This is a genomic window from Dyella acidiphila (assembly GCF_014863405.1).
In the GTDB taxonomy this organism is placed as follows: Bacteria; Pseudomonadota; Gammaproteobacteria; order Xanthomonadales; family Rhodanobacteraceae; genus Dyella_B; species Dyella_B acidiphila.
Genome location: NZ_JACZZA010000007.1, coordinates 186396 through 209095 on the forward strand (window position 1 = coordinate 186396; position 22700 = coordinate 209095).

The window sequence follows — 22700 nt, forward strand, 5'->3', positions numbered from 1 at the left end:
AGAAAAACACCATGTCTCCCCTGTACCGAATTCTCAGCCTCGCAGCCGTCTGCACCCTGATGGCCGCCTGCGCCACTGTGCCGCAGCCGCTGCAAGGCAATTTCGCCAACGTCAATTCGTTGAGTGCGCAACAGAGTCCCGCCAACGGCACGCAAGTGCGCTGGGGCGGCGACATCATCAGCACCGAGCCCGGCCAGCAGTCGACCTGCTTCTACGTGCTGGGCCGTCCGCTCGATAGCGAAGCCCGTCCGGTACGCGACAACAACAACAGCCAGGGCCGCTTCGTCGCCTGCCGCACCGGCTTCTACGATCCTGAAGTGTTCAAGCCCGGTCGCGAGATCACCGTCACCGGCACCATCCAGGGCACCATGACGCGCAAGGTCGGCGATTACGACTACGCCTATCCGCGCGTGGAAGCGAACGTGGTCTACCTGTGGCCGAAGCGCCAAGTGATGGCCGGCTATCCCTACGGTCCGGGCTGGTACGACCCGTTCTGGGGTCCGTACTGGGGTCCCGGTTGGGGCTGGGGCGGCGGCTGGGGCTGGGGTGGCGGCTGGTATGCACCGCCGGTCATCGTGGTCCGCCATCGCTGATCGTTCCGATCGCTCAACAAAAAACGCCGGCACATGCCGGCGTTTTTTTGTGCGCCATTCAACGTCGGCCGATCAGCCCGGCGGCCAGGTCATGCGCCGGCCAGCCAGCAAGTGCACGTGCAGATGGAACACCGTCTGCCCGCCGTGCTCGTTGCAATTGATCACGGTGCGATAGCCGTCTTTCTCGAAGCCGTGCTGCTTGGCGTAGCTGGCCGCAGCCAGCAGCAGTTTGCCGAGCAGCTCGGCGTCGGCGGGGCCGGCATCGTTCAAGGTGGCGATGGCGTGCTTGGGCACGAACAGCACATGTACCGGCGCCTGCGGATTGAGATCGCGGAAGGCCAGCACGTCATCGTCTTCGTAGACGATGTCGGCAGGAATTTCGCGGCGGACGATTTTGCCGAAAATGGTGTCGGCCATACGTATCTCCCTAGCGGTTTATTCCACGGACTGCCGGCTGCCGAAAGCATGCGCCAGCGTGCCACGATCCACGTATTCCAGTTCGCCGCCCAGCGGCACGCCGTGCGCCAGCCGGGTCGGACGAATGCCGGCGGCGCGCGCCAGCTGCGCAAGATAGTGTGCGGTCGCCTCGCCTTCCACGGTGGGATTGGTGGCCAGGATCAGCTCTTCCACGTCGCCTTCGCCCAGCCGCTCGCTCAGCAAACCAAGCCCCAGCTCCTCCGGCCCCAGGCCATCCAGCGGCGAGAGCCGGCCCATCAGCACGAAGTATTGCCCGCGATAGCCGGTGGCCTGTTCGATGGCCGCCAGATCGGTCGGCGATTCCACCACACACAGCACATGGCGATCGCGGCTGCTGCTGGCGCAGATCGAACACAGCGGCGTCTCGCTGAAATTGCGGCAGCGCGCGCAGTGGCCGATGTTCTGCATGGCTTGCTGCAGCACTGCAGCCAACTTGAGGCCACGCTCGCGTTCGCGTTCCAGCAAATGGAAGGCCATGCGCTGCGCACTCTTGCCGCCCACGCCGGGCAGGCAGCGCAGGGCCTCGATAAGTTCGCTGAGAAGAGGAGAGCTGCTCATAAGCCTTTACTCCCCTGTTCCGATCGGAGCGGGGAACACGGGGAGGAAATCAGAACGGCATCTTGAAGCCGGGCGGCAGATTCATGCCGGAGGTGACGCCGCCCAGCTTGTTCTTGCTCGCCTCGGCCACCTTGTTCACCGCGTCGTTGATCGCCGCGGCGACCAGGTCTTCGGCCATTTCCGGATCGTCCGCAAACAGCTTGCGATCGATCTGCACGCGACGCACTTCATGCGCGCCCGACATCACGACACTGACCAGGCCGCCACCGGAGGTACCGGTCACTTCAAGCTTGGCGATCTCTTCCTGCGCGCGCTTCATGTCTTCCTGCATGCGCTGCGCCTGCTGCATCAGCTGGCCAAGTTGTCCTCTCATAACTGTGTGCTCCGGAATATCAGGATTCGAATGGTTTGATCGATTGCGGCACCACGCGTGCGCCGAATTCGCGCTTCAGCGCCTGCACCAGCGGATCGCCCTCGATCGAGGCTTCAGCCGCCGACTGCGCCTCGCCGCGCGCTACCGCGGCACGTGCCGCCGGAGTATGCGTGGCGCCATGGCTGTCGCTGATGAAACGCAGCTTGATCGGCTGGCCCATGACGTCGCTGATGCGATCGGCAATCTGGCCCACGATCGGTTCCACCGCCAGGTGCATATAGGTCGGCTGCAAAGCCAGGATCAGCGTGTTGCCGTCTCTGCCCTGCAAGGCGGAATTCTGTGCCAGCTGGCCGAGCGGACCGCGCAGGTCGGCGCGCTGGATCAGGCCTTCCCAATCGGGCAGGCCGCCATTGTCCACCATGCGTTGAACGGGCGCTGCGGCAACGGCGGCTTCCCGCGTCGGCTGGGGATGAGGCGCTGCCGCTGGCGGCGCAGCCGGGCGTGCCGGCGGCTGGGTGCTGGGCACAGGCGCCGGTGCACGTGGCGGAGCCGCGGGCGTGGATCGCTGGCCGCCTGTGGCCGTGGCTGGTGCGGCATCGTCGCCAGGACGGAACGCCAGCATGCGCAGCATGGCCATCTCGAAGCCGGTGCGCGTATCCGGCGCCAGCGCCAGATCGCGGCGCCCGGTGGTGGCGATCTGGTAGTAAAGCTGCACGTCCTCGGGCGTCAGGCGTTCGGCCAGGGCGCCGAGCGCGGTGTCGCCGCCTTCATTGGCATCCGGCCGGTAGCCCGGCACCAGCTGGGTCAGCTGGATGCGATGCAACGCTGCCGCCAGATCGTCCAGCACGCTGCCGAAATCCGGCGAGAACGAAGCAATTCGTGCGCACTCGGCCATCAGCGCCGCGCCGTCGCCGGCCGCCAGCGCATCGAGCAGGCCCAGCACCTGGCCGCGCTCGACACTGCCCAGCATCGCGCGCACATCGTCGGCCTTCAGCGAACCGCCGCCGTAGGCGATGGCCTGGTCCAGCAAGGACAGGCCATCGCGCAGCGAACCGTCGGCGGCACGCGCCAATTCGCTGATCGCCGCCTCTTCGTACTCGATATGTTCGGCACCCAGGATGTGATGCATCTGGCCGGAGATCTGGTCGGGCAGCAGGCGCTTCAGATTGAAGCGCAGGCAGCGCGACAGCACCGTCACCGGCAGCTTCTGCGGATCGGTGGTGGCAAGCAGGAATTTCACGTGCGGCGGCGGTTCTTCCAGCGTCTTCAGCAAGGCGTTGAACGCCGGCTTGGACAGCATGTGAACTTCGTCCACCAGATAGACCTTGAAGCGGCCGCGCGCCGGTGCGTACTGCGCGTTTTCGATCACCTCGCGCACATCGTCCACGCCGGTGTTGCTGGCGGCGTCGATTTCCAGCAGGTCGACGAAGCGGCCCGCATCGACCGCCGTGCAGACCGCGCATTCACCGCAGGGATCGGCCGATTCGCCGCGCTCGCAATTGAGCGATTTGGCGAAGATGCGCGCGATGGTGGTCTTGCCGACGCCGCGCGTACCGGTGAACAGGTACGCGTGATGCATGCGCCCGCTGTCCAGGGCGTTGGTCAGGGCGCGTACGACGTGCTCCTGACCGACCAGTTCCGCGAACTTGCGGGGGCGCCATTTACGCGCGAGTACCTGATAAGACATGCGTGGGAGTGCTCAGAGGCAGATGGGCCAGAACCCGATTGTGCCAAGTCGTTCAGGGCAAGTCATGCAAGGCTGTCGCAAGCCGAAAAGGCGGCGGCCCCGCCAGCCACACCCCGGCACCCGAATCATCCGCTACCGTTGCTTCCTTCCGGACCTGGCGGGGTTTGCGAACTATCGTCGCGGGGGGACCGACGGGGCCACCATAGGGTGGGCATCGAAGCCCGGGATGGTTGCCGGCTCGATAACCGGTGTCCATCTCGCTGTTTTAATGCGCCAGGCTCCGTGCCGTCGCACTTTTCAATTACTGGCGGAGAGAGAGGGATTCGAACCCTCGATACGGGGATAAGCCGTATACACACTTTCCAGGCGTGCTCCTTCAACCACTCGGACATCTCTCCGCACTGGGTAAACCCTTTCGCCGTCTTGGAGCCCGGCAAAGAATCGGAAGGATAACGGCTGGACCCAATGCAGACAAGAGAGGGATTCAGCCGGCGTCGGCGCGCGGCGGTGCCGGCGGCGTCAGCGCGATCCGCTCGCCGGTGGCGGCAATGCGGTAGCCGCGCGCGGCCAGCGCCGCGCCGTCGGCGGCACTGCCGTAGTGATAAAGCAGCAAGCGCTCGCGTAAAGCGGCCTCGTAGTCGCGCTCGATATCGTCGATGCCGGTATGCGACGGATTGCCGTGCAGGCCGCAGTCGTGCGCGATCAGTGCCGGCGCCTCGGCGTAGTGCGCCAGCACTTCGGGAATCGGCCGCGTATCGCCGGTGAACACGAAGCTGCCGTGCAGACCGATGCCGAACGAGGTATCCGGCCGGTGGTGGCGGGTGGCAAACACGTCGAACCACCAGCCCTCCAGCCAGAACCCGCGCGAACACGGCACCAGCCGGAACGCCTCCCAGTAGTTCACGCCGCCCTCGGCCAGCACGCCGGGATAATCGGCGATGCGTGCCTGCAGCCACGGCACCAGCGCTGCATGCGCAAACACGCGCGTGCGTCCGCGCAAGGCTTCGTTGAACCACAGGCGGGTAAACAGTCGTTCCATCCCACCCACATGGTCCATATGCGTGTGGGTGATGTAGATGTTCTGCGGCAGTTCGCCGTACGCGGCCAGATAGCGGTCGAGCGTATCGGGACCGCAGTCGATCAGCAGCAGCGGTTTGCCGTCGCGCTCCACCACCGCGGAAGAGGAACCGAGTTCGACCGCGTGCGCGGCGCCCGTGCCAAGAAAGTGCAGATGCCAAGTCATGCGCTTAACGTACGCTCGTAGCCGTACAGAAGAGGTGTCCAGATCTGCTGGTCGAACGCCGGCTCGCCATCGGGCGCCGCACCCAGCTTGAACAGCGATCGCCGCAGCCGCTGCAGATTGGCGATGCGCCAGCCCTGCTCCGGCGCACGCATGCGGCCGCGATCGAAATCGAGCAGATACAGCGCATCGGGCGCCACCAGCACATTGTGCGCATTGAGATCCGCATGGCACACGCCGGCGCGATGAAAGCGCGCCACCAGCGCGCCCACTTCCTGCGCCAGTTCGGCATCCAGCAAGCGCTCGACGACCCGTTCGGCCAGGGTCTGCGCAGCGGGAATGCGTTGCGTGATCAGGTCGGCGCGATAGTGCAGCCCCCTGCGCTGATAGCGCGCCGCAACCGCCTGCGGTACCGGCAGGCCCAGCTTGTACATCGCTTGCAGCAGCCGGAATTCGGCAAAGCTGCGGGTGCTGTCGGCACCGGTCCACAGGTAGCGGTCACCCAGCAGCCGGGCCACCATGCCGCCGCGCCGGTAGTGCCGCAACACGCATTCGCCGGCCGGGGTGGCGATCACCGCCACGCCGCCGCGGCCGCCGCCACGGACGCTCAGGGCTGCACGCTCGCGCCAATAACCGGGATCGAACCAGCGGCCATCGACTTGTGGCGACACGCCAGGGTCGAACAGAATCGCACCTTCGGCGTCTTGGCGCAGTTGCTCGTGCATCGGTGCTGCTGCGGCTCCGTTCTGGTTCATTGCCCCGGCGATTCTACATGTCAGATCCCCGCTCCATCTGCCTGCTGCGCACTTCGGCCATCGGCGACGTCACCCATGTGGTGCCGCTGGTGCGCACCCTGCAGCAGGCTTATCCGCAAGCCTCGCTGACCTGGCTGGTGGGCAAGCTGGAACGCAAGCTGGTGGGCGACCTGCCGGGGGTGGAATTTGTCACGTTCGACAAGGGCGCCGGCTGGGCCGGCATACGCGCGGTCTGGTCCGGGCTGCGCGGCCGCCATTTCGATGCCTTGCTGCAAATGCAGGTGGCGATGCGCTCGAACTTGCTCAGCCTGGGCATCAAGACACGGCGGCGTATCGGCTACGACCACGCGCGCGCCAAGGACCTGCACGGCCTGGTGATCAACGAGCGCATTCCGGCCCGCACCGGCGAGCACGTGCTGCAGGCCATCGGCAGTTTCTGCGAGCCGCTGGGCCTGCAGCAGACCGACATCCGCTGGGATATTCCGATTGCCGAGCAGGACCATGCCTGGGCCGCGGAGCAGTTGCCCGGCGACCAGCCGACCCTGCTGGTCAGCCCTACCTCCAGCCATGCGCTGCGCAACTGGCAGGCCCAGCGCTACGCCGCCGTCATGGATCATGCGGCGGCTCGCGGTTGGCGCGTGGTGCTGATCGGCGGTCCCTCGCCGGCCGAACGCGCAATGGCCGATGCCGTGCTGGCTGCCTGCCACCACGCACCGCTCGACCTCACCGGCAAGGACACGCTCAAGAAACTGATGGCGATGTTCTGCCGCGCACAGCTGCTGCTGACGCCGGATTCTGGTCCGATGCACATGGCCAACACCGTCGGCATGAAAGTGCTCGGCCTGCATGCCGCGAGCAATCCGGCGCGTTCGGGGCCTTATTCGGACCGGCGCTGGTGCGTCGACAAATACGACGCCGCCTCACGCAAATACCTGGGTAGGCCAGCCAGCGAGATTCCCTGGGGCAGCAAGATCGAATATCCCGGCGTAATGGACCTGATCGAAGTGGACGAGGTCATCGAGCGTTTTGAGGCGGCGGCACTGGCGATGGGTATCAGCCAGTAGCGCGTCGATATGCCGATTGGGTTACCCCCGGATCAAGTCCGGGGCAACTCAACCTACGCATTGGCGATGGCTCAGCTTTTCTGCCGATAATCCTGATACGACTTTTCCTCGACCAGCTGCGAGCCCAGCTTCAGATTGATCTCGCGCTTTACCGCCGCGCGATCGTCGTTCTGGAAATACACCGCACGCGCAAGCTCGATGAATTGGGCATCGAACTCCTGCGCCTGTTCCTTCAGGCGAATGCGATCCTCGATATCCCACAGCGCCTCGTTCACCGCCAGCAGGCGCGCACGCTCTTTGCTGATGTCGGTCTGCGATGCCGGATGGCTGCCCCAGGTGGTATTGAGCAGCTCCAATTCGGTGTGCACATTGGCCAGCTTGGCCGGGTCGGAGATTTGGCGTGACTTGATCTCGAGAATCGTGATCTTGTCGATCAGCTCGCCGAAAGATACCGGTACCTGGATCAGGCTCATGAAAACCTCGTACGGAAGAGATCGGCCTGCGGCCGGAAGGGGGCCAATGATACCGCCCCGCCCCGGGGTTTAGCTTTTGGCGGCAAGGCGCCGTTGCAGCGCATCGTAAAAAGCGGGCGGCAGCTCGGCCTGTACCGGCACGCTCCACCAGTTGGCATGGGCGAAAGCCCGGCATTTCACCGCATCTTTTTCCGTCATCAGCACCGGCAGGCCATCGCCGAAAGCGAGGTCCGCAGGCACGAACGCGTGATGATCGGCAAACGGGTGGGGAATCACCTCGATGCCCTGCGCCGCCAGGCTGGCGAAGAAACGCTGCGGATGACCGATTGCCGCCACCGCATGCACGCGGGCGCCGGAGAAGTTGCCTACGGGCTGCGCATGTCCATCGATCAGTGCGCGCACGCTGCCACCGCGCAAACGCATCGGCACTTCGCCGGTTTGCGCATCGCCGCCATTGCATACACGGAAATCGACGGCGGACAGCCGGCTCAGCGGTTCGCGCAAGGGACCAGCCGGCAACCCGCGCCGATTGCCGAAACGGCGCTCGCCATCGATCACGCAAATTTCGATATCGCGCGCGAGGCGGTAATGCTGCAGGCCATCGTCCGCGATGATCACGTTGCAACCGGCATCCAGCAGCAAGCGCGCCGCTGCCGGACGATCCCGGCCGATGGCCACGGCAACACCCGCGGCGCGGATCAAGGCAGGCTCGTCGCCCACTTCGGCCGGATTCGGCGCATCGCCGAGCAGGAGCGGCCCACGCTGCGTGCCGCCATAGCCGCGACTGACCACGCCGGGACGGTAACCACGCTCGCGCAATGCATCGACCAGGGCCAGGGTAAGCGGCGTTTTGCCGGCCCCGCCTACCGTGATGTTGCCCACCACGATCACCGGGCAAGGCAGCCGCACGCTGCGCCGCCAGCCCATGCGATACAGGTTGCGGCGGATCGACACCACCGCGCCATACAGCGCGGCCAACGGATAACACCACCAGGGCAGATGCCCCTCGCCATACCAGCCGCGCTGCAGCGTCTCGGCCAGGCTCATCGCATCAGACGGCCGCCACCGCCAAGGACGGTTCGTTGAACTGCATGCGATGCAGGGCCGCGTAATGGCCGCCCTGCGCAATCAGCTCGGCATGCGTGCCACGCTCGATGATGCGCCCCTGCTCCATCACCGCAATCTGGTCGGCGTGCTCGATGGTGGACAGGCGATGCGCAATCACCACGGTGGTACGGTCGCGCATCAGGTGTTGCAGGGCCTGCTGGATCAGCCGCTCCGATTCGGTATCCAGCGCGCTGGTCGCTTCGTCCAGCACCAGGATCGGCGCGTTCTTGAGAATGGCGCGGGCAATGGCGATGCGCTGGCGCTGCCCGCCGGACAGCATATTGCCGCCCTCGCCGATGTGACTGTGGATGCCCTTGGGCAGGCGCTGGATGAACTCCATCGCATTGGCCGCCTCGGCCGCGGCGATGATGTCCTGGTCGCTCGCGCCGGCCAGTTCGCCGTAGGCGATGTTTTCCGCCACCGTGCCGTCCAGCAGCACCACGCTCTGGCCGACCCAGGCAATCTGTCGGCGCAGCGAGGGCAGCGTATACGACTCGTAGTTTTCGCCATCGAGCAGGATGCGCCCGCCGGTGGGCGCGTTGAAGCGCGGCAGCAGGCTGACCAGGCTGCTCTTGCCGCTGCCGGAACGGCCGACCAGCGCGGTAACGGTGCCCGGCGCGCAATGCAGGTTCACGCCCGACAACGCCTCGAAATCATTGCGCGCATACACCAGGCGCACGTCTTCGAAACGCAGATCGCCTTTGGTGCGCCCCAGCACCTGGCTGCCGTGGTCCACTTCGGGCGGCAGGTCGATCACTGCAAACAGGTTTTCTGCCGCGGCGATGCCGGTCTGCATGGTCGCCTGCACATTGGTCAGGCGCTTCAGCGACGGCAGCATGCCGCCCATCGCGGTAAGCACGGTAACGAACACACCCGGCGAAATGCTGTCGATCACCGACGGACGCGAACCCAGGAACACCAGGCCGGCCAGCGCAAACGATGCCACCGTCTGGATCGACGAACTGGAGGTGGCTGCGGTCGCGATGATCTTCAGATTGAGATAGCGCGCATGATCGGACACCTGCTTGAAGCGCTCCGCCGACTGCTCCTGGCCGCCGTAGATGCGCACTTCGCGGTGTGCCTCCACCGCTTCGGAGACCGTGCCGGTGACCGAGCCCATCATGCCCTGGATGCGCCGACTGATGACGCGATAGCGGCGGCTGACCACGGTGGCGATCAGCACGATGGCCGGAATCAGCAGCAACAGCGCAATGGTGAGATAGGCGCTGTTGCTCAGCATCACGTAGAACATGCCGATCACGGTAACGGTTTCGGTCACCGCCACTTTCAGCGCATCGGTGGACGCGCCGGCTACCTGTTCGCTGGTAAAGGTGATGCGCGAAATCTGGTGACCGGAATGCTCGGTACCGAAAAAAGTCGCCGGCAGCCGCAGATAGGCGCCGAATACATCGCACTGCATCGCCTGCACCACGTTGCGCCCGACATAACCGATGCCGTAGTTGCTGACGAAGGTGGCCACGCCGCGCACCATGAAGATGGCGATGATCCAGATCGGCATCCAGAAGATCAGATAGGGATCTTTCTTGGCGAACAGATCGTCGATGATCGGCCGCAGCTTGTCGGTAAAGAACGCCAGGCAGCCGCCATCCACCGCAAAACCGATGATGGTGATCAGCACCACTGGCCAGTAGCGTGCGGAATAGCCGAGCAGCCGTTTGTAGGTGCGCCGGCTTTCAGCATCCCACAGCGCAACTTTTTTGCTGCTCATTGGTCCGTTTCCGACTGCGTCGGCGTGGTGGCGATGGAAAGATGGGTAAAGCCCAGCTGGCCCAGTGCATCCATCGCCGTCACCACGTTCTGGTGCGCGGTCATGGCATCGGCGCGGATGGTGACGGTCTGGTTGCGGTCGTCACCGGCTACGCGCTCGATGGCCGCTTTCACCGCGTCCACGCTCTGGCCGGGCACTTCGTCGCTGCCGACATAGAAATGGCCTTCGCGATCGACCATCACGGTAATCGCCGGCTGCTGCATGTCGCGATCTTCCGCGCTGGCCTGCGGCAGGTTCACTTTGAGCCGCGAATGCTGCACGAAAGTGGTAGTAAGCACGAAGAACATCAACAAGGTCAGCAGCACGTCGATCAGCGAGACCACGTTGATCTCGAAATCGTCGCCGCGGCGGTCGTTACCGATACGCATGGGTCAGCACCTGTCGCCGTCGCTCAGACCGAGGTCTTGTCGCCCGCGGCAGCCGGTGTGCGGCGCGGACGCGGAGCAGATGCCGGCGGCGCGGCGAAGGTGAGGTCATCCAGCAAGAGCGTGGCCTGTTTTTCCATATCGACGCAGTAGCCGGCTACCTTGGAACGAAAATAGCGGTGCAGCACATAAGCCGGAATGGCTACCGTGAGGCCGGCTGCGGTGCAAATCAATGCTTCGCCGATGCCGCCGGCCATCTTGGTCGGATCGGCCATGCCGCCCACCATCACCTGCATGAACATGCGGATCAGGCCGATCACCGTGCCGAACAGGCCGAGCAGCGGGCCGATCAGGGCGATGGTGCCGAGTGTGTTGAGATAGCGCTCCATGCGATGCACCACATGGCGGCCGGTATCTTCGATGCGCTCCTTGATCAGTTCGCGCGGACGGGTGCGCACTGCCAGCGCGGCGGCCAGCAGTTCGCCCAGCGGCGAGCCGGTCGAAAGTTTTTCCAGATGGGCCGGATCGAGCTGGTCCGAGCGCGCCCATTCGCGCACTTCCTGGGCCAGCCCGGACGGCAGCACCGAGCTGCGGCGCAAGGTCCAGCAGCGCTCCAGCACGATCGCCAGGGCAACCGCCGAACAGAGCAGGATCGGCGCCATTGCCCAGCCGCCAGCCATCAGAATATGACCCAAGTCACCCACAATCCGCTCCTGGTCTTGCCGCCTGCTAGAAGCGGGCATGATAGCAGCGTCGTCCGGCGATGCTCTGACCTACGCCACGCATCCGGCATCTGCCGCACGGCCATTACTCCCGCCAGTAGCGGCGCTCCAGCCGGCGCCAGCGGGCGGTGGCCGCAGGCGCGGCGTCGACCGGAAAATCCAGCTGAACGGCACCTTCCAGCGCGGTATTGAAGACCGGCACGCCGGCCTGCGCATAACGCTGCAGCACTTCCGGCCGCGGATGGCCGAAACGATTGCGCCAGCCGGCCGACACCACCGCCAGCGACGGCCTGATTGCGGCCAGAAACTTTGCGCTGGACGACGTGCGGCTACCGTGATGAGGCACCTGCAGCACCAACGGCGGCCCGGGCTTCAGTGCAGCTGCAACCTGCGGCTCCGTGTCGGCGGCGATATCGCCAGTAAGCAGCAGGCGGCCGCCAGGCCCCTCTACCAGCAATACGCAGGATCGATCGTTGGCGGTCGATGCCGCTGCCGCACCGTTCGGACTCAGTACCCGGAAGCGCACACCATCCCATTCCCATTGCTGTCCGGCCACGCAGGCGTCCATCGCCGGATGCATGCGCGCAGGTTCGCCCGCGTAACGGCGCGCCTGCGGAAATGCCGCCGCCACGGCTGGCGCGCCACCCGCGTGGTCATTGTCGGCGTGGCTCACCATCAGCATGTCCAACTGCTCGACACCGAGCGCATGCAGCGAAGGCAGCACCACTGCCTGACCCAGGTCGAAATCCGACGGATAGCGCGCGCCTGCGTCGTAGACCAGCGCATGGCGATGCGTGCGCACAACCACCGACAAGCCCTGCCCTACATCCAGCATCCAGGCCCGGAAAGCACCCACTGGCGGCAACGATCGCACCGGCCACAGCAAGGGCAGAAACAGCAGCGCACCCAGCGCGCGCAACGGCACGCCACGCGGCATGAATAACCAGGCGGCGCCGAGCGTGGCCAGCAGCAGCGCCAGCGGCTGCACTGCCGGCAGGTACCAGTGCGCACCGGGCCATGCCGCCATGTATTCCAGCAACCACCATTGCGCATGCGTCAACCGTGCGGACAGCCACAGCACCGGTGTTGCCAGCGGCGGGCATACGATCAGCAGCAGCAAGCCGGCCAGCGCACACGGCACGATCACAAAACTGACGAACGGCACCGCCACCAGGTTGGACAAGGCGCCGACCAGCGACGCTTCGCCGAAGAACCACAACGTAAGCGGCAGCAAGGCCACCGTCATCACGATCTGCCCCACGGTGAGCTCGTGCAGAAACGCACGCCAGCCACGCCCTTGTGCCTGCAGGCACAGCATCAGAAACCCCACGCCCACAAAGGACAGCCAGAATCCCGCTTCGAGCACGGCCAGCGGATCGATCAGCAAGATGACCAGCAAGGCCAGCGCCAGACTATGCGCACCGGCTGCACTGCGCCGACAGCAGCGCGCCAGGGCGACCGCGGCAATCATCAGCACCGTGCGTACGGTAGGCATGCCCAAGCCGGCCAGGCCGGCATACGCAAAGGCCCAGATCAGCGCCGACAGCGCACGCACCGGCGGATACGGCCAGCGCAAGGCCAGCCCAGGCCAAGACGCATAGATCAAGGCGCACAGCCAGACACCGAATACCGCTGCCACGCCGACATGGAAACCGGAAATCGCAATCAGATGGGAAATGCCATTGGCACGCGCCACTTCCCAGTCATGCACACCCAAACCGCGCGTATCGCCCAGGGTGAACGCGCGCAGCAAGGCCGCATCATGCGTGTCGGCGACGCGCGCCTGGATGTCGTCGGCCAGCGATGCGCGCCATCGATCAAGACACCATGGCGTATGCGGCTGCCGCTGATTGGCGGCATCGTCACGCACGTAACCTACCGCCGCGACACCTCGCGCCAAGGCGCTGCGCTCACTATCGACACCGCCAGGATTGACCATGCCGCGCGGACGGCGCAAACGAAGCAGCAGCTGCCAGCGCGAGCAAGGTTCCAACGCCGCGGGCGGCTGTCCATACCAGCTGATGCGGGCAAGGCCGTGCCACGGCCTGGTTTGTCCATGCTCCGACATGCCGTCGATTTCGAACTGGAAGCGGACCGCGTCAGGCCTAATCTGCGCTAAATCGACCACATGGCCGGTAACGCTGAAGTCGCGCCCCTCCCATGCCGCCGGCAATCGCGCCTGCATGGCCACGCTGCCGTGCCACGCACCCCACACCAATCCCAGCAAGGCCACCGATAGCACCCGCAATGCGGCGATTCGCCATGCCATCGCTATGGCAACTGCCAGCAGGCCGCCCATCAGCCAACGCGATGGCAATACCGGCAGCCATTGCACTGCGAGCACGCCCGCCAGCAGCGCAAGCGCTGTCGAGATCACACCTGGCCATGGCCCTGTTCGCCGCACACGCCGCTCCTTGCGAAAAACAGCAAGCTAGCGCAGGTGCAGGCCACCTCCGTGTAGGGGGCGGCCGCGTATTACTGAGGGAATGGGCGGCAATTCGAGCAGGCCGACGCAATGCGCGCCGGCCTGCCGATCGCCGGATCAGCCGATCTGCTTTTCGCGCAGCTCGCCGTTGTGCAGTTCCAGCGTGCGATCCATGCGCGCCGCCAGGCGGTTGTCGTGCGTCACCAGGATAAAGCTGGTGCCAACCTCACGATTAAGCTCCAGCATCAGCGCGTACACCTGCGCGGCGTTGTCTTCATCCAGGTTGCCGGTGGGCTCGTCGCCCAGCACGCAGGAAGGACGCGTCACCAGCGCGCGCGCCACCGCGCAACGCTGGCGTTCGCCGCCGGAAAGCTCGGCCGGCTTGTGCTCCAGGCGCTGACCCAGGCCGACCCGCTGCAGCAGCGTGCGGGCCTGCTTTTGCGCCTCGGCGATGCCAGTGCCGCGGATCAGCAGCGGCATGCACACATTTTCCAGCGCGGTAAATTCCGGCAGCAGGTGATGGAACTGGTATATAAAGCCCATCGAACGATTGCGCACGCGCCCGCGCTCGGCATCGGACAGCTTGGACAGCTGCTGCCCTTCCACTTCCACTTCGCCGCCGGTCAACGTATCCAGACCGCCGATGATGTGCAGCAAGGTGCTCTTGCCGGAACCGGAGGCGCCCACGATCGACAAGGTTTCGCCGCGCTTGAGGGTGAAGCTCACATCGCTCAGCACCTTGGTGTGCAGACCGCCTTCCTCATAGGTCTTGGCGATATGGCTGGCGCGCAGCACGATGTCGGTGGCTGTGTTGTTCATGGGCTTATTCATAGCGCAGCGCCTGCGCCGGCTGGGTACGCGATGCACGCCAGGCGGGATACAGCGTGGCAAGCAGGGAGAAGGCAAAGGTGATCAGCGCCACCCAGGTCACGTCGTGCCAGTCGAGTTTGCTGGGCACTTCGCTGATGTAATACACGTCGGGCGACAGGAACGTGATGCCGGTGAGGTGCTCGATCCACTTCACAATGCGCGGCAACTGCCACGACAGCAGCGAGCCCAGCGTGACGCCGAAGCCGATACCGACCACGCCCACCAGCACGCCCTGCACCATGAACATGCCCATGATGCTGCGCGGCGTAGAACCGAGCGTGCGCAGGATCGCAATATCGGCCTGCTTGTCGGTGACCAGCATCATCAGCATCGAAATCAGGTTGATCACTGCCACCAGAATGATCAGCGAAAGGATGATGAACATCACATGCTTCTCCATCGAAATGGCGGAGAAGAAATTGGCGTGACTGTCCATCCAAGTGGTCACTTCATAGACCTGGCCCAACGCATTGGCCAGCTCGCGCGCAACAGGGCCGGCGTTGTAGATGTCGTCCAGCTTGAGGCGGATGCCGGTGGGCCCATCGACGCCGGCCAGCTTCTCCGCGTTGTGCATATTGATCAGGCCGAGTCCGGAATCGAACTCTTCCATGCCCATCTCGAAAATGCCGCTGACCTTGAAGCTCTTGATCAGCGGCAGCGACCCGAGCAGCGGATTGGCGCGCAGCACCGGCACCACCACGGTGACACGGTCACCCACATTGACGCCCAGCTGCAAAGCCAGTTCCTTGCCCAGCACGATATTCCAGTCGCCCTGGGTGAGCGAGTCGAACGAACCGGAGATCATGTGCTTGTTGATATCCGACACCTTCGGTTCCAGCGAGATATCGATGCCGCGCACCATCGCACCGCTGGAGCGCTGCGCCTGCAGGAAGGACTGAATTTCCACATACGGCGCCGCGCCTTTCACGTGCGGGTTGTCCTGCACCGTCTTCATCGCGTACTGCCAGTTCTGCACGCTTTCGCCCGGCAGCCCGGCCACCGTCGCATCGGAAATCGCCCCCAGGATGCGCGTGCGCAACTGATCGTCGAAGCCGTTCATCACCGACATCACCGTGATCAAGGCCATCACGCTGATAGTGATGCACACGATGGAGACGGTGGAAATAAACGAGATGAACTGGTTTCGCCGTTTGGCGCGCGTATAGCGCAGGCCGATGAATAGCTCGAGCGGTCGGAACATGGATGGGTCGCTTGTGGGGTCGGATGGCGGGTCTTGCATACGCCCGGTGATCGCCGATCGTCCGGGGCCATGCTGGGACCATGCCGCGCGCGCAGAGTGCCCGAAGCCGGGCATGGCGGCAACTTGGGGCTAGTTATCCGCTTCCGGTGCCGCCGACAGCATGGCCAGGCGCATGCGCAGGCGCCGCCGGATATCCGCATCGCTGTTGTCGGGCATCAGCCAGAGCACCAGCTGGCCGCGCCGCTGGCCAGCCAGACGCAGCAGAATCATGCCCTGCAGGCAGCGGAATGAAAGCAGCGTAGCCGGCTCGTCCGCACCGTCGGTGTCGCGCAAGGTCCAACCCGAGTGCAGCGCCCACCCAACCGCCCGGACCGGCACGCGCAACCCGCGCACCGCGAGGTAACAAGCCAGACAGGCGCCGAGCGCCAGGATCGCTTTCAGCACGAAGGGCACGCCGGAGAGCAGGATGGCGAGCTCCGCCAGCGCGGTTACAAGCATCAACAGCCAGGCCAGCCAGCGCGACGGGCCGTATTCAAAGCCGATGGCGGGTGCGGATGTCATCGATGATCGCCTGCCAGTCCGCACGCGTGGGGCGGGCGTGGCCCATCACCCAGTCCCACAGGTCCGGGTCCTGCACTTCGAGCAGTTCTTCGAAGGCCTGGCGGGTGGCCTCGTCGGCAGTGGGAAAGGACGTTTCCAGCCAGCCGCCGAACAAGGCGTCGAGTTCGCGAGTGCCGCGGCGGGTGCGCCAGCGGAGGCGCTTGAGACGTGCTTCGTCCACCCTTCCCTCCTTCGGATCCGAGGCAGTGCTCGTACGCTGCGCCGTTCGCAGGCGGTGACGCCAGATGCGCGCCATCTTCGTAGCTTGGGTTAGCCCGGGCTTGATCCGGGCGTAACTCAATAACGCCGCTTGGTAGCGAAATGGTTGGGTTACGCTGCGCTAACCCAACCTACGTCGTCTTTCAAAGATCAAGCCGATCGACGTTCCACGATCAGCTTCTTGATCTCCGCAATCGCCTTGGCCGGGTTCAGGCCCTTCGGACAGGTGCGCGCGCAGTTCATGATGGTGTGGCAGCGATACAGCTTGAACGGATCTTCCAGATCGTCCAGGCGCGCACCGGTGTCCTCATCGCGCGAATCGACGATCCAGCGATAGGCCTGCAGCAGGATCGCCGGACCGAGGTAGCGGTCGCCGTTCCACCAGTAGCTGGGGCAGCTGGTCGAGCAGCAGGCGCACAGGATGCATTCGTATAGGCCATCCAGCTTCTTGCGGTCTGCCGGCGACTGCAGGCGCTCGCGGTCCGGAGCCGCACTCTGCGTGCGCAGCCACGGCTTGATCGAGGCGAACTGGGCGTAGAAATGGGTGAGATCCGGCACCAGGTCCTTCACCACCGGCATGTGCGGCAGCGGATAGATCTTCACGTCACCCGACGGGCACTCCTCGATCGCCTTGGTGCAGGCCAGCGTATTGGTGCCGTCGATATTCATCGCGCACGAACCGCAGATGCCTTCGCGGCACGAGCGGCGCAGGGTCAGCGTAGGGTCGATCTCGTTCTTGATCTTCAGCAGTGCGTCCAGAACCATCGGGCCGCAGGCGGCCAGATCGACTTCATAGGTGTCGATGCGCGGGTTCTGGCCGTCGTCCGGCGACCAGCGATAGATGCGGAACGTACGCGGTTTCTTCGCGTCTTTCGCCGGATAGTGCTTGCCCGGCTGGATCTTCGAATTCTTGGGTAGCGTGAACTCGGCCACGATTGCCTCTCCAGTCGGTAATGCTTAGTAGACGCGCTTCTTCGGCGGCACCACTTCGACCTCGTTGGTCAAGGTGTACATGTGCACCGGACGGAAGTCGAAACTGGTCTTGCCGCTTTCGTCGACACTGACCATGGTGTGCTTTTGCCAGTTGTGGTCGTCGCGCTCGGGATAATCCTCGTGCGCGTGCGCGCCACGACTCTCATGCCGCTGCTCGGCCGAGTACATGGTGGCCACGGCCTGGCCCAGCAGGTTGGACAGCTCCAGCGTTTCGATCAGGTCGGAGTTCCACACCATCGAACGGTCGCTGACGCGCACGTCCTTGAAGGAGTCGAACACCTGCGAGATCTTGCCGCAGCCGGCCTTGAGCGACTCGCTGGTGCGGAACACCGCGGCGTCGTCCTGCATGGTGCGCTGCATGTTGGCGCGGATCTTTGCCGTCGGCGTACCGCCATTGGCGTTGCGCAGGCCATCGAAGCGAGCCAGGGCCTGGTCCAGCGCGCTGGACGGCAGGTCCTTGTGGGCGGTGCCCGGCTTGATCAGCTCGGCGCAGCGGTGCGAAACGGCGCGGCCGAACACCACCAGGTCGAGCAGCGAGTTGGAGCCCAGGCGATTGGCGCCGTGCACCGACACGCACGCGGCTTCGCCGATGGCGAACAGGCCCGGCACCACGGCATCGACATCGTCGCCCTTCTTCTGCACCACTTCGCCGTGATAGTTGGTGGGAATGCCGCCCATGTTGTAGTGCACGGTGGGCAGTACCGGGATCGGCTCCTTGGTGACGTCCACGCCAGCAAAGATGCGCGCCGATTCGGCGATACCCGGCAGGCGTTCGTGGATCACTTCCGGCCCCAGGTGCATCAGGTTCAGATGCACGTGATCCTTGTGCTCGCCCACGCCGCGGCCTTCGCGGATTTCCATGGTCATGGCGCGGCTGACCACGTCGCGCGAAGCGAGATCCTTCGCGCTCGGTGCATAGCGCTCCATGAAGCGCTCGCCCTTGGCGTTGGTGAGGTAACCGCCCTCGCCACGCACGCCTTCGGTAATCAGGCAGCCGGCGCCGTAGATGCCGGTCGGATGGAACTGTACGAATTCCATGTCCTGCAGGGCCAGGCCGGAACGCAGCACCATACCGCCGCCGTCGCCGGTGCAGGTATGGGCAGAGGTGGCGCTGAAGTACGCGCGGCCGTAGCCGCCGGTGGCCAATACCACGGACTGGCCGCGGAACAGGTGCAGGGTGCCCTCGTTCATATCGAGCGCCAGCACACCGCGGCATACGCCATCGTTGTCCCAGATCAGGTCGATGGCGAAGTATTCGACAAAGAAGGTGGCGTCATGCGCCAGCGCCTGCTGGTACAGCGTATGCAGGATGGCGTGGCCGGTACGGTCAGCCGCGGCGCAGGTACGCTGCGCGGTGCCCTTGCCGTAGTGCGTGGTCATGCCGCCGAACGGGCGCTGGTAGATGCGACCGTCATCGGTACGCGAGAACGGGACGCCGTAGTGCTCCAGCTCCAGGATCGAGGGAATGGCCTCGCGGCACATGTACTCGATCGAGTCCTGGTCGCCCAGCCAATCCGACCCCTTGATGGTGTCGTAGAAGTGGAAGCGCCAGTCGTCTTCGCCCATGTTGCCGAGCGCGGCGGCGATGCCGCCCTGCGCCGCCACGGTATGCGAGCGGGTCGGAAACACCTTGGTGATGCACGCGGCCTTCAGGCCCTTTTCGGCCAGGCCGAAGGTGGCGCGCAGGCCCGCGCCGCCGGCGCCGACCACGACCACGTCATATTTGTGCTGCTGAATCTTGTAGGCTTCCATCGGCCTCATGCTCCCAATGCGATGCGCAGCACCGCCAGCGTGCAGGCAAGCACGCTAAGCACCGCGATGAACTTGATCGCCACGAGAAGGACGATCTCCTTCCAGCGCGTATGCACGTAGTCTTCGATCACCACCTGCAGGCCGAGCACGGCGTGCCAGAACATGGCGATCACGAAGGCAATCAACAACACCGCATTCCACGGCTTGGCCACCGCCGCGCGGGCGCTGGCGTAGTCGGCATGCAGCAGGCCGAGCAGCATGCTGACGAACCACAGCCCCAGCACGATCAAGGCGGCGGCGGTAACGCGCTGGGTCCACCAGTGGCCGACGCCGAACTGGGCCGAACCGAGTCCGCGCGCGCGCTTGAGCGGATTGCGCAAATCCTTGGCTTTCGTGCTCATGCGGCACCTCCGGCAGTCAGCACGTAAGCCCATACCAGGATGGTCAGCACGATGCTGGCGATGATCGACATCCAGCTGGAGCGGACGAACTGCGCGATGGCATAGCCGGCGCCGGCATCCTGGACCAGATGACGGATGCCGTTGCACAGGTGATAGAAGAGTGCCCAGGTCCAGCCGATCAGCAAGATCATGCCCAGCGGGCTGCCGCTGCAGATCTTGAACTGGTTGAAGGCGTCTTCGCCGGCGGCCAGCGAGACAAGACCCCACAGGACCATCAGCGTGCCCACGGCCAGGGCGATGCCGGTGGCGCGATGCAGGATGGAGGTCACCATCTGCACTTGCCACTTATATATCTGTAGGTGTGGGGAGAGCGGTCGTTGCGTGTCTGCCATGGCGGCTATCCTGGGTGGAATCGCTTGATGCCCGCACCGCCAACTGCTCCCCTGCTCCATCGCCACGTCCACGACGCGGTCTGGCGCGGGGGCTCAGAAATCGATGCAGCGCCCGTTCTTTTCCCAATCGCCGTAGCGCGTGGGATCCGGTGCCGGTCGCCCGCCCGGTTCCTGCTCCTGCGCGGGCGAAGCAGGCGTCACTGCGCGCTCCGTATTCGCGGGGGTGGGAATGAGGGCGGGTTTGGAGGGTGTGTCGGGCATAGTTATCGCCAAAAGCGTAATACTTGCGGCATAGCGGCACAACCAGTTGACGCGCAGCCCAAGGCGTTGCAGGCACCTGCCTGCGGCCTTGCACCATAGGGTTACTGCCCCCATCACTCCGCGCATGCAGACATCCAGCCCCGCCCAAGCAATCTTTATCGAAGGCCCGGACGCCGCCGCCTTTGCGCATGCCCAGTTCACCAGCCAGGTCACGGCACTGCCGGTAGGCCAATGGCAATTCAGCAGCTGGCTCGATGCACAAGGCCGTGTGCGCAACGTGTTCCATCTTGCGCGACTGGATACCGAACGTTTCCTGGTACTGCTGCGCGGCGGCAACGCTGCGGAGTTTGCCGAGGCATTGCGTCGCTTCGTGTTCCGTTCACGTGTCACCCTCAATAGTGCGCAGCACATGCAACTCGGAACTGGCGCAGCACTTCCCATGCACATTGTCGACGCGGATCAGAACAACATTCGTGTGGGGTGTGGTGCATATGCGTTGCACGTAGGCAACGATGTTGTTGGCGATGATGCATGGCAGCTTGCGCAACTGCATGCAGGTTGGCCGTGGTTGCCGGACAACGCCGCCAATCAATTTCTGCCGCCGGCATTGTCATTGCATCGACTCGGTGCCGTTGCACTCGACAAGGGTTGCTATCCAGGACAGGAAATTGTTGCGCGCCTGCACTACCGCGGCGGGAACAAACGCCACCTGCATCGCATCAAACTCTCCACGCGTGTTTCGGATGGCGCGGAACTGCAGCGCGATGGTCGTGAGTTCGTGCGATTGCTGAGTGTCATTGCAGATCGCGACAGCTTCGATGCACTCGCTGTCATCACGGATGAGACAGCGAACAACATCGCGCAAGCTATCGAAAACACTAGCGATGACGGCATCGTCATCGCACTTGTGGAGAGTTGGCACGACTGATTTCAACGTTGCGCGAGACACACGCGCAACGTGAGTAAATTGTGAACTGATTAAGCCAGGCACTTGCAAAGACGAAAAAGGCCCACTAGATTCCGCCAACGATTTTTTGGCGCCGACCAGACCACAGGGCGCCTACATACGCGACGAACCGGAGGGGTCCGGATCGGCGCGACCCGGCAGAAATGATTGCCGGTGGACAATTCGCCGTATGCGCGAACGCGCTGCACACAAGGCCCTGAGCCCGCAGCGTAATTGCAGAATCCATGACGATCGACATCGGACATGCCGGTCGTTTTCGCCACGTTTTGGTGGCTAACCGCTAACGCCACAAGTTTCGGTATTAGCGATATATCCAGGTGGAACGGTCTGCCCGCCCGTCCACCGCAATGGCGCCCTGACATGCATGTCATGTCCGGACGTACTGCAAACTGGAGGCAGGTATGAAACTTTCCATGTTGTTGTGGCTGATGTCCGTACTGCCCCAACCGCTCGCAGACCAGACTTGTCTGGCGACTACCGTCTATCTGGAAGCTCGCAGCCAGTCGACGGTCGGTCAGATGGCCGTGGCAGAAGTTGCCATGCGTCGACGCGAACGCGGTCAATGGGGTGATACGGTGTGCGATGTGGTGAAGTCACCGCATCAGTTTGCGCTCACCACAACGCCGCTCACCCAGGAAATCGACAATCTCGGCGCGTTCCAGAAAGCATGGGAGATCGCCGGCAAGTCGATCACCAACTGGGATCTTCCCGCCGAAGAACGCCATATGTTCGTGCCGCATGCAGATCACTTCGCAACGGCAGCGGTGGCACCGGCATGGTCGCGCAATCACAGCGCCATTACCATCGGCGACCACAAGTTCTATTCGCTCAATTAATGCGCAAGCAAGACACAAAAAAAGGCCCTCTTTCGAGGGCCATTTTTATTTGCGCGCTTTATGCAAATAGACGTCTAAACGCCCATTTGCGTGTCATACGCATCAGCGCGGATACACCTGGTTGTTGCTGATCACCACATAATCGCCAGGACGCACGCCCGGATTGGGACCCTGCGTAACAGTGGCGTACTGGCCATTATCCATGCGGACCACGATCTGCCACGCCGGCGCGGCACCGCCCGGCTGGCTGTTCTGCGAACCGATCGCATTGCCCGCCGCACCGCCAGCCACCGCACCCACCACGGTCGCCGCCGTATTGCCGCGACCGTGACCGATGGTGCTGCCCAGCAGGCCACCGGCCACCGCGCCGATCACCGTGCCCAGCACCGCATGATTGGTGCCCTGCTGCTGGATATAGATCTGCTGCACCTGCTGCACCACGCCGCAGCTCTGGCAGCCACGGTAGCCATAGGTCGTCTGATAGACCGGCTGCGTCTGGCAGCCGGTAAGCGCTGCCGTACCAACCAGTAACGCCGCCGCCAGACCATACTTGCTTGATTTCATTTTCACGACGACCTCC

The 22700-nt window shown here is 64.2% G+C and carries 26 protein-coding genes, 1 tRNA gene and 1 other RNA gene; 4 read left to right on the forward strand and 24 right to left on the reverse strand.

Annotation, left to right across the window (positions count from 1 at the left end):
• The first annotated feature begins 11 nt into the window (after nucleotides 1-11).
• Complete coding sequence (locus tag IGX34_RS12855; RefSeq protein WP_192556122.1) at nucleotides 12-593, forward strand: Slp family lipoprotein; 582 nt, start codon at nucleotides 12-14, stop codon at nucleotides 591-593.
• Between the two features lie 72 nt (nucleotides 594-665).
• Here IGX34_RS12855 and IGX34_RS12860 read toward each other — a convergent pair whose 3' ends face one another.
• The 8 genes from IGX34_RS12860 to IGX34_RS12895 all read right to left on the reverse strand — a co-directional run bounded on the left by IGX34_RS12860 (nucleotide 666) and on the right by IGX34_RS12895 (nucleotide 5653).
• Nucleotides 666-1010: a histidine triad nucleotide-binding protein gene (locus IGX34_RS12860; protein ID WP_192556123.1), complete on the reverse strand. Its 345-nt coding sequence runs from the start codon at nucleotides 1008-1010 to the stop codon at nucleotides 666-668.
• A gap of 18 nt (nucleotides 1011-1028) precedes the next feature.
• On the reverse strand, nucleotides 1029-1628 hold the full coding sequence (gene recR / locus IGX34_RS12865; protein ID WP_192556124.1) for a recombination mediator RecR: 600 nt from the start codon (nucleotides 1626-1628) through the stop codon (nucleotides 1029-1031).
• A 49-nt stretch (nucleotides 1629-1677) separates the two neighbouring features.
• Nucleotides 1678-2001 carry a YbaB/EbfC family nucleoid-associated protein gene (locus IGX34_RS12870; RefSeq protein ID WP_192556125.1) on the reverse strand — a complete coding sequence of 108 codons (324 nt, stop codon included), beginning with the start codon at nucleotides 1999-2001 and terminating at the stop codon, nucleotides 1678-1680.
• Nucleotides 2002-2020: 19 nt separating this feature from the next.
• Nucleotides 2021-3688 carry a DNA polymerase III subunit gamma/tau gene (gene dnaX, locus IGX34_RS12875; protein ID WP_192556126.1) on the reverse strand — a complete coding sequence of 556 codons (1668 nt, stop codon included), beginning with the start codon at nucleotides 3686-3688 and terminating at the stop codon, nucleotides 2021-2023.
• A 97-nt stretch (nucleotides 3689-3785) separates the two neighbouring features.
• An RNA gene (ffs, locus tag IGX34_RS12880) (signal recognition particle sRNA small type) lies at nucleotides 3786-3882 on the reverse strand.
• Between the two features lie 111 nt (nucleotides 3883-3993).
• A tRNA-Ser gene (locus IGX34_RS12885) sits at nucleotides 3994-4086 on the reverse strand.
• Between the two features lie 86 nt (nucleotides 4087-4172).
• On the reverse strand, nucleotides 4173-4931 hold the full coding sequence (locus IGX34_RS12890; RefSeq protein ID WP_192556127.1) for an MBL fold metallo-hydrolase: 759 nt from the start codon (nucleotides 4929-4931) through the stop codon (nucleotides 4173-4175).
• Nucleotides 4928-5653 carry a 3-deoxy-D-manno-octulosonic acid kinase gene (locus tag IGX34_RS12895; protein ID WP_192556128.1) on the reverse strand — a complete coding sequence of 242 codons (726 nt, stop codon included), beginning with the start codon at nucleotides 5651-5653 and terminating at the stop codon, nucleotides 4928-4930. The genes IGX34_RS12890 and IGX34_RS12895 overlap by 4 nt, the downstream gene beginning before the upstream one ends.
• Before the next feature lie 47 nt (nucleotides 5654-5700).
• Between IGX34_RS12895 and IGX34_RS12900 the strand changes: the two genes are divergently transcribed.
• Entirely contained in the window at nucleotides 5701-6747 is a 1047-nt protein-coding gene (locus IGX34_RS12900) for a glycosyltransferase family 9 protein (RefSeq protein WP_192556129.1), read from the forward strand.
• A 71-nt stretch (nucleotides 6748-6818) separates the two neighbouring features.
• Here the strand turns inward: IGX34_RS12900 and IGX34_RS12905 are convergent, their stop codons facing one another.
• From IGX34_RS12905 to IGX34_RS22500, 15 genes are all read right to left on the reverse strand, one after another.
• Entirely contained in the window at nucleotides 6819-7220 is a 402-nt protein-coding gene (locus IGX34_RS12905; RefSeq protein WP_192556130.1) for a DUF6165 family protein, read from the reverse strand.
• Between the two features lie 69 nt (nucleotides 7221-7289).
• Nucleotides 7290-8267, reverse strand: coding sequence for a tetraacyldisaccharide 4'-kinase (lpxK, locus tag IGX34_RS12910; protein WP_192556131.1), 978 nt, complete (start codon nucleotides 8265-8267; stop codon nucleotides 7290-7292).
• A gap of 4 nt (nucleotides 8268-8271) precedes the next feature.
• Nucleotides 8272-10056, reverse strand: a complete 1785-nt coding sequence (gene msbA / locus IGX34_RS12915) for a lipid A export permease/ATP-binding protein MsbA (RefSeq protein ID WP_192556132.1) — start codon at nucleotides 10054-10056, stop codon at nucleotides 8272-8274.
• On the reverse strand, nucleotides 10053-10484 hold the full coding sequence (locus IGX34_RS12920; protein ID WP_192556133.1) for an ExbD/TolR family protein: 432 nt from the start codon (nucleotides 10482-10484) through the stop codon (nucleotides 10053-10055). Before IGX34_RS12920 ends, msbA begins: the two co-directional genes overlap by 4 nt.
• A gap of 23 nt (nucleotides 10485-10507) precedes the next feature.
• The gene (locus IGX34_RS12925; protein ID WP_192556178.1) at nucleotides 10508-11176 is read right to left on the reverse strand and encodes a MotA/TolQ/ExbB proton channel family protein; all 669 of its coding nucleotides are present in this window, start codon (nucleotides 11174-11176) and stop codon (nucleotides 10508-10510) included.
• Nucleotides 11177-11288: 112 nt separating this feature from the next.
• Entirely contained in the window at nucleotides 11289-13580 is a 2292-nt protein-coding gene (locus IGX34_RS12930; protein ID WP_338015468.1) for a DNA internalization-related competence protein ComEC/Rec2, read from the reverse strand.
• Nucleotides 13581-13745: 165 nt separating this feature from the next.
• A complete protein-coding gene (gene lolD, locus IGX34_RS12935; RefSeq protein WP_225737433.1) occupies nucleotides 13746-14447 on the reverse strand; it encodes a lipoprotein-releasing ABC transporter ATP-binding protein LolD in 702 nt (233 codons plus the stop codon).
• Between the two features lie 4 nt (nucleotides 14448-14451).
• Complete coding sequence (locus IGX34_RS12940; protein ID WP_192556135.1) at nucleotides 14452-15699, reverse strand: lipoprotein-releasing ABC transporter permease subunit; 1248 nt, start codon at nucleotides 15697-15699, stop codon at nucleotides 14452-14454.
• A 129-nt stretch (nucleotides 15700-15828) separates the two neighbouring features.
• Nucleotides 15829-16260: a hypothetical protein gene (locus tag IGX34_RS12945; protein WP_192556136.1), complete on the reverse strand. Its 432-nt coding sequence runs from the start codon at nucleotides 16258-16260 to the stop codon at nucleotides 15829-15831.
• Nucleotides 16232-16480 (reverse strand): succinate dehydrogenase assembly factor 2, encoded by a 249-nt coding sequence (locus tag IGX34_RS12950; RefSeq protein WP_192556137.1) that lies wholly within the window; start codon nucleotides 16478-16480, stop codon nucleotides 16232-16234. The genes IGX34_RS12945 and IGX34_RS12950 overlap by 29 nt, the downstream gene beginning before the upstream one ends.
• A gap of 188 nt (nucleotides 16481-16668) precedes the next feature.
• Nucleotides 16669-17451: a succinate dehydrogenase iron-sulfur subunit gene (locus tag IGX34_RS12955; RefSeq protein ID WP_192556138.1), complete on the reverse strand. Its 783-nt coding sequence runs from the start codon at nucleotides 17449-17451 to the stop codon at nucleotides 16669-16671.
• 24 nt (nucleotides 17452-17475) lie between these two features.
• Nucleotides 17476-19263: a succinate dehydrogenase flavoprotein subunit gene (sdhA, locus tag IGX34_RS12960; RefSeq protein ID WP_192556139.1), complete on the reverse strand. Its 1788-nt coding sequence runs from the start codon at nucleotides 19261-19263 to the stop codon at nucleotides 17476-17478.
• 5 nt (nucleotides 19264-19268) lie between these two features.
• Entirely contained in the window at nucleotides 19269-19664 is a 396-nt protein-coding gene (gene sdhD, locus IGX34_RS12965) for a succinate dehydrogenase, hydrophobic membrane anchor protein (RefSeq protein WP_192556140.1), read from the reverse strand.
• The gene (gene sdhC, locus IGX34_RS12970; RefSeq protein WP_192556141.1) at nucleotides 19661-20056 is read right to left on the reverse strand and encodes a succinate dehydrogenase, cytochrome b556 subunit; all 396 of its coding nucleotides are present in this window, start codon (nucleotides 20054-20056) and stop codon (nucleotides 19661-19663) included. Before sdhC ends, sdhD begins: the two co-directional genes overlap by 4 nt.
• Nucleotides 20057-20149: 93 nt before the next feature.
• Nucleotides 20150-20317: a DUF1674 domain-containing protein gene (locus IGX34_RS22500; RefSeq protein WP_192556142.1), complete on the reverse strand. Its 168-nt coding sequence runs from the start codon at nucleotides 20315-20317 to the stop codon at nucleotides 20150-20152.
• A gap of 124 nt (nucleotides 20318-20441) precedes the next feature.
• On the opposite strand from IGX34_RS22500, the gene ygfZ reads away from it, so the two are divergent.
• Together ygfZ and IGX34_RS12985 are read left to right on the forward strand one after the other, a co-directional pair.
• The gene (gene ygfZ / locus IGX34_RS12980) at nucleotides 20442-21245 is read left to right on the forward strand and encodes a CAF17-like 4Fe-4S cluster assembly/insertion protein YgfZ (RefSeq protein ID WP_192556143.1); all 804 of its coding nucleotides are present in this window, start codon (nucleotides 20442-20444) and stop codon (nucleotides 21243-21245) included.
• Between the two features lie 440 nt (nucleotides 21246-21685).
• The gene (locus IGX34_RS12985) at nucleotides 21686-22120 is read left to right on the forward strand and encodes a cell wall hydrolase (protein ID WP_225737434.1); all 435 of its coding nucleotides are present in this window, start codon (nucleotides 21686-21688) and stop codon (nucleotides 22118-22120) included.
• A gap of 102 nt (nucleotides 22121-22222) precedes the next feature.
• On the opposite strand, the gene IGX34_RS12990 is transcribed toward IGX34_RS12985, so the two are convergent.
• Nucleotides 22223-22684 (reverse strand): glycine zipper 2TM domain-containing protein, encoded by a 462-nt coding sequence (locus tag IGX34_RS12990; RefSeq protein ID WP_225737450.1) that lies wholly within the window; start codon nucleotides 22682-22684, stop codon nucleotides 22223-22225.
• Nucleotides 22685-22700 lie beyond the last annotated feature (16 nt).